Genomic DNA, 6,695 nt, shown 5'->3' on the forward strand with positions numbered 1-6,695 from the left:
ACGTAGCGTTACGTTGACAGGCCGGTTTCGTCGGTCCAATCCCTCGGGCCATATTTCGATGACCAAGTGGATAGGCTCATGAAGGTACTCGTCCCGGTGAAACGGGTGATCGACAGCAACGTCAAGGCCCGCGTGAAAGCGGACCAGACCGGCGTGGATCTGGCCAACGTCAAGATGAGCATGAACCCCTTCGACGAGATCGCCGTCGAAGAGGCCGTTCGTCTGAAAGAGGGCAAGGAACACCACGCCGCCGGCACGGCGACGGAAATCGTCGTCGTCTCCATCGGCGTGACCCAGGCCCAGGAAACCCTCCGCACGGCCCTGGCCATGGGCGCCGATCGCGGCATTCTGGTGCAGTCGGACGCCGATCTGGAGCCGCTGGCCGTCGCCAAGCTGCTGAAGGCGGTCGTGGACGAAGAGAAGCCGGACCTGGTCCTGCTGGGCAAGCAGTCGATCGACGGCGACAACAACGCCGTGGGTCAGATGCTGGCCGCCCTGCTGGACTGGCCGCAAGCCACCTTCGCCGGCAAGCTGGTCATCGACGGCGGCAAGGCCGTGGTGACGCGTGAAGTCGACGGCGGTCTGCAAACCGTGGCGGCGACCCTGCCCGCCGTGGTCTCGGTCGACCTGCGTCTGAACACGCCGCGCTATGCGTCGCTGCCCAACATCATGAAGGCCAAGAAGAAGGAGATCGCCATGAAGGCGGTCGCCGACTATGGCGTCGATGTCGCGGACCGTCTCAAGGTTCTCAAGGTGACGGAGCCGCCGAAGCGTTCGGCGGGCGTCAAGGTCGCCGACGCGGCCGAACTGGTTTCCAAGCTCAAGTCCGCGGGGGTCCTGTAAATGGCCGTTCTCGTCATCGCCGACCACGACGGCTCGGTTGTTCGTGACACCACCCACAAGACCGTGACGGCGGCTCTGGCCCTGTCGTCGGACGTGGACGTTCTGGTCCTCGGCAAAGGCGCCAAGGCCGTGGCTGACGCCGCCGCCAAGATCGCGGGCGTGCGCAAGGTCCTGCTGGCCGAAGGCGACGCCGTCGCTCACGGTCTGGCCGAGGCCGTCGAGGCCACCGTCCTGCCGCTGGCCGCTGGCTACGACGCCATCCTGACCCCGGCCAACACCGACGGCAAGAACTTCGCCCCGCGCATCGCCGCCAAGCTGGACACGGCGCCGATCTCGGACATCGTCGAGGTCGTCTCGGCCGATACCTTCGTGCGCCCGATCTACGCCGGCAACGCCCTGGAAACCGTCCAGTCGGCCGACGCCAAGAAGGTCATCACCGTGCGTCCGACGGCCTTCGTCGCCGCCGCTGAAGGCGGCTCGGCCTCGGTCGAGAGCGTCGCCGCCGGTGAAGCGCCCAAGACCGCCTTCGTCTCCGAGGAAATGGTCAAGTCGGACCGCCCCGAACTGGGCGCCGCCAAGATCATCGTCTCGGGCGGTCGCGCCCTCGGCTCGGCCGAAGAGTTCCACGCCGTCATGGAGCCCCTGGCCGACAAGCTGGGCGCCGCCATCGGCGCCTCGCGCGCGGCGGTCGATGCGGGCTACGCCCCCAACGACTATCAGGTCGGCCAGACCGGCAAGGTCGTGGCCCCGGCCCTCTACATCGCCATCGGTATCTCGGGCGCCATCCAGCACCTGGCCGGCATGAAGGACTCCAAGGTCATCGTCGCCATCAACAAGGATGCCGACGCCCCGATCTTCCAGATCGCCGACTACGGCCTGGTCGCCGACTACAAGACCGCCGTGCCGGAGCTGATGGCCGCCTTGGGCTGATCGGTTTCACAGGCTGAACATGAAGCGCGCCGGGCGAGGGATCGTCCGGCGCGTTTTCTTTTGCGTCCTCCTACTGCCGTCATCCCGGAAAGCCCGTAGGGCTTATCCGGGACCCAGACTCTGGCTACAAAACTGACATCGCCAGGCAAGGCTCCACCGCCTGGGTCCCGGATCTTCGGCTCGCGGGCGAGCCTTCGTCCGGGATGACGGCAAAGGGGTTGGCCGGATAGGCCGAATGGGTCAGACCAAGTCTATGACCGCCCGCCTCGCCATCAAGCTGACGCCCCGCGCCGTCGCCGATCGCATCGACGGCTGGGACGTGGACCCCGACGGTCGCCCGGTGCTCAAGGTCCGCGTCCGCGCACAACCTGTCGAGGGCGAGGCCAACGCCGCCCTGACCGCCTTCTTGGCCAAGGCTCTGAATGTTCCCAAGCGCGACGTGACCCTGGCGCGCGGCGGCCAGTCGCGACTGAAGATGATCGAGGTCGAGGGCCTCAGCGACGCCGAGGTCCGCGACCGCTTGTCCCCCCACTGAACAAGATGGTCTGACAATTCCCCTTTACGGCGCGGTGGAAGCCCCTTTGTATGCCGTCCCATTGTCTGCCCGCCGTATGCGGGCGCGAGGGGGTCTCGCTCATGTTGCTTAACCGTCTGCGGGGCCCAAGCCTCGCTGTCCTCACCTGCGCGATCGGCGCCCTCAGCCTGTCGGCCTGCGCCACGACCGGCGACGCCAAGCCCAGGACGGAGGCAGTTTCGACCGCTCCGGCGTCCAAGGACCGCAGCATGGCCCCCGGCCTGGACGGCTGGGCCAACACTGACCCCTATCCCTCGACCTATCGCGGCCTACCGCGTGAAAACCTGGCCCTGGTCGGGGCCACGGTCCTGACCGGCACGGGCCAGAAGATCGAAGGCGGCGTGGTCATCGTCACCGATGGCCGTATCGCTGCGGTCGGTGGCGCCGACACCCCCGTCCCGGCGGGCCACAAGGTGGTTGATGCGCGCGGCCGCTACGTTACGCCCGGCGTCATCGACATTCACAGCCACCTCGGCGTCTATCCCTCGCCCGGCGTTCAGGGCATGAGCGACGGCAACGAGGCCACCAACCCGAACACGGCCCAGGTCTGGGCTGAACACTCGATCTGGCCCCAGGACCCGGGCTTCAACACCGCCCGCGCCGGCGGGGTGACGACGCTCCAGATCCTGCCCGGCTCGGCCAACCTGTTCGGCGGTCGCGGCGTGACCGTGCGCAACGTGCCGTCGGTAACCATGCAGGGCATGAAGTTTCCAGGCGCTCCCTATGGCCTGAAGATGGCCTGCGGCGAGAACCCCAGCCGCGTCTATGGCGGCCGCAACCAGTCGCCGGCCACCGGCATGGGCAATGTCGCCGGTTATCGCGCCGGCTTCATCGCGGCCCGCGACTACAAGGCCAAGTGGGACAAGTGGCGCGAGGACGGTCAGGGCACGCCCCCGACCCGCAACCTGCAGTTGGAAACCCTGGCGGGCGTGTTGGACGGGTCGATCCTGATCCAGAACCACTGCTACCGCGCCGACGAAATGGCGGTCATGCTCGATGTGGCCAAGGAGTTTGGCTACAAGGTCACCACCTTCCACCACGCGGTCGAGGCCTACAAGATCGCGCCTCTGCTGGCCCGCGAAGGCGTCTGCGCCGCCATGTGGACCGGCTGGTGGGGCTTCAAGATGGAGGCCCTGGACGGCATCGAGGAAAACGCCGCCCTGACCGACGCGCCCGAGGGTTCCTGCGCCGTCATCCACTCCGACGACGCCGAACTGATCCAGCGTCTCAACCAGGAAGCCGCCGCCGCCCTGTCGGCCGGTCGCCGCGCCGGGATGAATATCTCCGAAGAACACGCCATCAGCTGGATCACCCTCAATGCCGCCAAGTCCATCGGCATCGACAAGGAGACCGGCTCGCTGGAGCCCGGCAAGCGCGCCGACGTGGTGATCTGGAGCGCCGATCCCTTCTCGATCTACGCCCGCGCCGATCAGGTCTTCATCGACGGCGGTCTGGCCTTCGACCGGTCCAACCCCGCCTTCCAGCCCGTATCCGATTTCGAACTGGGTCAGCCCGGCTTCGGCCAGGCCGCCGCCGGCGTCGCCCAGGGAGCTCGCTGAACCATGCGTATCCAAACCTTCCTCGCGGGCGCAGTCGCGGCCCTCGCTCTTGTCGGCCCCGCAGCGGCCCAGGACGTCGCTATCACCGGCGGCCGCGTCCTGACCGGAACCTCGGTGATCGAGAACGGCACGGTGGTCATCCGTAACGGCAAGGTCGTTTCGGTCGGAGCCGGCGCGGCCCCGGCCGGCCTGCGCACCGTCGACGCGCGCGGCCAGATCGTGGCCCCGGGCTTCGTCGCCGTGGACTCCGGCCTCGGCGGTTCGGAAGTCGGCTCGGTGCGCGGCTCCAACGACCTGTCGAACAACGCCAACACCCTGAGCGCGGCCTTCGACCTGTCTTATGGTCTGGACCCCTGGTCCTTCACCCTGCCGGTCGCCCGTCTCGGCGGCGTCACCCGCGCCGTGGTCACGCCCCAGCACGCGGGCTCGGGCGGCGGCCACAGCCATGACGACAGCGACTTCGCCGGGGCCGGCCATGGCGGCTTCCAGTCGCCGGGCCTGTTCGCAGGACAGGCGGCGGTCATCAAGCTGGGCGGCGCCGATATTCTGGTGAAGCCGCGCGTGGCCATGGTCGCCCCCTTTGGCGAGGCCGGAAAGGGCGTCGCCGGCGGCGCGCGCGGGGCCGAGTTCGTCCTGTTCAAGGAGACCCTGGCCGAGGTCCGCCTCTATGCCCGCAACAAGGCCGCCTATGACCGCGCGGCGCTTCGCGACCTGTCGCTGTCGCGCGCCGACCTGGAAGCCCTGATCCCGGTGGCCAATGGCACGATGCCGTTGATCGTCAGCGTCAACCGCGCCTCGGACATCCAGCAGGTCCTGCGTCTGGCCCGCGAGGAGGGCGTCAAGGTCATCCTCGACGGGGCCGCCGAGGGTTGGTTGGTGGCCAATGAGATCGCGGCGGCCAAGGTCCCGGTCCTGCTGCACCCGATCACCAACCTGCCCGGCAATTTTGAGATGCGGGCGGCGCGGATGCAGAACGCTGCGGCGCTGAACGCGGCGGGCGTGGTCATCGCCATCAAGGGCAATGAGGGCTCGACCCACCGCGCCCGCGACATCCGCTACAACGCCGGCAACGCCGTCTCGCACGGCCTGCCCTTCGCGGCCGCCATCCAGGCGATCACGGTCAACCCGGCCCGCATCTTCGGCTTCGACGGCCAGTTCGGCGAGCTGAAGCCGGGCGCGGCGGGCGACGTCGTGGTCTGGTCCGGCGATCCGCTGGAGCCGCTGAGCCAGCCCTCGGCCGTCTTCATCGACGGTGTCGAGCAGCCGCTTCAGGCCCGCAACCTGCTGCTGCGCGACCGCTACCGCACCGGCGGCGAAGGGGCCATGCCGGTGGCCTATCCGCAGTAATATCCCCTTCTCCCCTTGTGGGAGAAGGTGGGCGCCGAAGGCGCTCGGATGAGGGGTGTCAGCGCCGCGATCGAAAGGTCGCGGCGCTTTCTTTTTGAGCATGAAGTGAGGGCAGGCGAGACCCCTCATCCGTCTCGCTGCGCGAGCCACCTTCTCCCACAAGGGGAGAAGGATTTTTGGAGCGCTACGCCTTCGGCTACTTGAGCGCCTTCTCCCGCAAGGGGAGAAGGGTCATAAGGCTCGTATGCCCACCACCCTCTACATCGACGCCGACGCCTGCCCCGTGAAGGAGGAGGTCTATCGCGTAGGCCGCCGCTACGGGCTCAAGGTCTTTGTGGTGTCGAACGCCTGGATCAATGTCCCGCGCGAGCCGCTGATCGAGCAGGTGGTGGTCGACGCCGGACCCGACGTGGCCGACGACTGGATCGCCGAGCGCGCCGTGACCGGCGACATTGTCGTCACCGCCGACATTCCCCTGGCCGACCGCTGCCTGAAATCGGGCGCCCAGGCGCTGAAGGCGAACGGCCAGCCCTTTACCTCGGACTCCATCGGCTCGGCCCTGGCCGGGCGCATGGTGGGCGAGCATCTGCGCTCCATCGGCGTCGCCACCAGCGGGCCGCCGCCCTTCTCCAACGCCGACCGCTCGCGCTTCCTTCAGGCCCTCGACACGGCGGTCGTCCGTGCACGGAAGGTCAGCCCGTGAGCCGCATTCCCGAGGATGAGCTGGAGTTCCGCTTCTTCCGTTCCGGCGGGCCGGGCGGGCAGAACGTCAACAAGGTGGCCACCGCCTTGCAGATGCGCTTCGACGTCAAGAACTCGCCCAGCCTGACCGAACCGGTCAAGGCGCGGTTGATGAAGCTGGCGGGCAGCCGCCTGACCCTGGACGGCGTCATTCAGATCACCGCCGTCCGTTTCCGCACCCAGGAACGCAACCGGGCCGACGCCATCGCCCGGCTAGAGGAGATGGTGGCCGAGGCCTCGATCAAGCCGGTCTATCGCGTGCCGACCCGCCCCACGCGCGCCTCTAAGGAGCGACGGCTGCAGGCCAAGTCCACCCGTTCGAGCATCAAGAGCGGGCGCGGCAAGCCCTCGCTGGATTAATCCCGGCTTCAGTCGCCGCTGGCGGGGCGGAACAGCAGGGCCGCGATCTGATCCTCGTCATTGAAGGCGATGACCCAATCGGTGGCCTGTTTTTCGAACACCACGCGGAACAGGTCGGCGCCGTCCTGCTGGCCGCGATGTTCGATGCTTTTCAGCGGCCCGAACTGACGGATCAGCGGCGTGATCTCGTTGGCCTTGCTGCGGATCTGCGTCGCCAGGTCCTCGCTGAACGCCGAATAGTCGATGGGGTCGGACGTCAGAGACCCGATGGCCGCACGCAGCGCCGTTTCCGATCGGGCGATGTCCGGGGCCACGGTTGTCGGGGCCGGGGCCCCGGACAT

At 67.9% G+C, this 6,695-nt stretch carries 8 protein-coding genes; 7 read left to right on the forward strand and 1 reads right to left on the reverse strand.

Annotated elements, in window-relative coordinates; genetic code table 11:
* Positions 1–78: 78 nt before the first annotated feature.
* The 7 genes from CQ039_RS09330 to arfB all read left to right on the forward strand — a co-directional run bounded on the left by CQ039_RS09330 (position 79) and on the right by arfB (position 6,354).
* Positions 79–843 (forward strand): electron transfer flavoprotein subunit beta/FixA family protein, encoded by a 765-nt coding sequence (locus CQ039_RS09330; RefSeq protein ID WP_105563126.1) that lies wholly within the window; start codon positions 79–81, stop codon positions 841–843.
* The gene (locus CQ039_RS09335) at positions 844–1,773 is read left to right on the forward strand and encodes an electron transfer flavoprotein subunit alpha/FixB family protein (RefSeq protein ID WP_105563125.1); all 930 of its coding nucleotides are present in this window, start codon (positions 844–846) and stop codon (positions 1,771–1,773) included.
* Between the two features lie 253 nt (positions 1,774–2,026).
* Positions 2,027–2,308: a DUF167 family protein gene (locus CQ039_RS09340; protein WP_105563232.1), complete on the forward strand. Its 282-nt coding sequence runs from the start codon at positions 2,027–2,029 to the stop codon at positions 2,306–2,308.
* Positions 2,309–2,409: 101 nt separating this feature from the next.
* Positions 2,410–3,906, forward strand: a complete 1,497-nt coding sequence (locus CQ039_RS09345; protein WP_105563124.1) for an amidohydrolase — start codon at positions 2,410–2,412, stop codon at positions 3,904–3,906.
* Positions 3,907–3,909: 3 nt separating this feature from the next.
* Positions 3,910–5,253 (forward strand): amidohydrolase family protein, encoded by a 1,344-nt coding sequence (locus tag CQ039_RS09350; protein WP_105563123.1) that lies wholly within the window; start codon positions 3,910–3,912, stop codon positions 5,251–5,253.
* A 244-nt stretch (positions 5,254–5,497) separates the two neighbouring features.
* Positions 5,498–5,956 carry a YaiI/YqxD family protein gene (locus CQ039_RS09355; protein WP_105563122.1) on the forward strand — a complete coding sequence of 153 codons (459 nt, stop codon included), beginning with the start codon at positions 5,498–5,500 and terminating at the stop codon, positions 5,954–5,956.
* Complete coding sequence (gene arfB, locus CQ039_RS09360; protein WP_105563121.1) at positions 5,953–6,354, forward strand: alternative ribosome rescue aminoacyl-tRNA hydrolase ArfB; 402 nt, start codon at positions 5,953–5,955, stop codon at positions 6,352–6,354. Before CQ039_RS09355 ends, arfB begins: the two co-directional genes overlap by 4 nt.
* Positions 6,355–6,362: 8 nt before the next feature.
* Here the strand turns inward: arfB and CQ039_RS16615 are convergent.
* Positions 6,363–6,695, reverse strand: a 333-nt coding sequence (locus tag CQ039_RS16615; RefSeq protein WP_105568005.1) for a hypothetical protein, incomplete at its 5' end; no start/stop codon positions are given.

This window comes from Brevundimonas sp. MYb52 (assembly GCF_002979535.1).
GTDB lineage: Bacteria > Pseudomonadota > Alphaproteobacteria > Caulobacterales > Caulobacteraceae > Brevundimonas.

Excerpts from the sequence above, each read along its gene's own strand:
- CQ039_RS09330 (WP_105563126.1), top strand. The coding sequence starts at position 79 with ATGAAGGTACTCGTCCCGGTGAAACGGGTGATCGACAGCAACGTCAAG.
- CQ039_RS09335 (WP_105563125.1), top strand. The coding sequence starts at position 844 with ATGGCCGTTCTCGTCATCGCCGACCACGACGGCTCGGTTGTTCGTGAC.
- CQ039_RS09340 (WP_105563232.1), top strand. The coding sequence starts at position 2,027 with ATGACCGCCCGCCTCGCCATCAAGCTGACGCCCCGCGCCGTCGCCGAT.
- CQ039_RS09345 (WP_105563124.1), top strand. The coding sequence starts at position 2,410 with ATGTTGCTTAACCGTCTGCGGGGCCCAAGCCTCGCTGTCCTCACCTGC.
- CQ039_RS09350 (WP_105563123.1), top strand. The coding sequence starts at position 3,910 with ATGCGTATCCAAACCTTCCTCGCGGGCGCAGTCGCGGCCCTCGCTCTT.
- CQ039_RS09355 (WP_105563122.1), top strand. The coding sequence starts at position 5,498 with ATGCCCACCACCCTCTACATCGACGCCGACGCCTGCCCCGTGAAGGAG.